This window comes from Verrucosispora sp. SN26_14.1 (assembly GCF_004307965.1).
Taxonomy (GTDB): domain Bacteria; phylum Actinomycetota; class Actinomycetes; order Mycobacteriales; family Micromonosporaceae; genus Micromonospora.
Genome location: NZ_SISL01000793.1, coordinates 1 through 1,256 on the forward strand (window position 1 = coordinate 1; position 1,256 = coordinate 1,256).

1 protein-coding gene is annotated in these 1,256 nt (G+C 74.4%); it reads right to left on the reverse strand.

All coding sequences use genetic code 11. The annotated features are described in order from the left end of the window. A partial coding sequence (locus EYA84_RS31970) for a D-alanyl-D-alanine carboxypeptidase family protein (protein WP_394347635.1) occupies positions 1-1,098 on the reverse strand: 1,098 nt, incomplete at its 3' end. Positions 1,099-1,256: the final 158 nt, after the last annotated feature.

Here is a 1,256-nt window from a genome sequence, read left to right on the forward strand (position 1 = left end):
TGGGCTCGGAGAGGTGTATAACAGACAGCCGCCGGGCAGCGCCTGCGGCGGCACCGAGGCCGACGGTACGGCGGACGTGGCGGTGCCCGGACTCACCAGCACCCCGACCGAGGTGTCCCGGGGCAGCGCGAACCCCCAGTCGAGCAGCGCGGCACCCTGCTCCCAGCCCCGCTTGTCGACGACGTCCGCGCCGAGCAGGGTGACCACCAGTCGACGCCCGCCCCGCTCGGCCGCGCCCACGTAGGTGTGCCGGGCCAGGTCGGTGTAGCCGGTCTTGCCGCCCAGCGCACCCGGATAGTGGTAGAGCAACTGGTTGTCGTTGTCGATGGCGAAGCCCTTCGTGCCCTGCGCCGGCTGGGGCGGGATGTTCGCCTCCCGGGTGGCCGCGTACCGCCGGAACTGTTCGTCGGCGAAGCAGGCGCGGGCGATCAGCGCCAGGTCGTACGCGCTGGTGAACTGCCCCGGACCGTCCAGCCCGGACGGGGTCACCGCGTGCGTCTGGTACGCGCCGAGTGCCCGGGCCCGCTCGTTCATCGCGCGCAGCCCGCCCGCCATGCCGTCCGGCCCACCACCGGCCCGCGCCAGCGCGTTCGCCACCTCGTTGCCGGACCGCAGCAGCAGACCGAGCCAGAGCGTCTCCACCCGGTACCGGCCGCCCTCCACCAGCCCCACGGCCGAACTGCCGGGTTCGATGTCGAGGTCCCCGGCGGTGATGGTGACCATGTCGTACGGGTCGAGTCGGGGCAGCATGGTCGCGGCCAGTAGCAGCTTCTGCACGCTGGCCGGGGTGGCGTACTCGTGCGGGCCACAGCCGCCCAGCACCGCACCGGTGTCCAGGTCGGCCACCAGCCACGAGGTGGCGGCCACCTCGGGCGGCCGGGGCACCGTCGTCGGCACGACCAGTCCCTGGGTGGCCAGCCGCGCGCCGCCCACCGCCCGCTGCACCGGGTCCGGTGACGGCGTGACCGGCTGCGACGGCCCGGGAGCCGGCGGTGCCGGACGTGGACACGGCACGGGTGCCGCCACCGCCACGGTCGCCGGCAGCGGTGTGGTCATGAGCGCCGTCGCCACCGCGACGACCAGGGCTCGGACTCTCACATCCAGCGACACTATCGGGTGATTACCGACTGGTCCGGCAAATCGACCATCGCACACGCGGTCGGCGCGTCCGCCGGCCGGCGGGTGGTGCGGATCGTCGGGTCAGTCGCGGGTGCGGCCGGAGGCGCGGATCCGGCGGGCGGCGACCACCGCCAGGG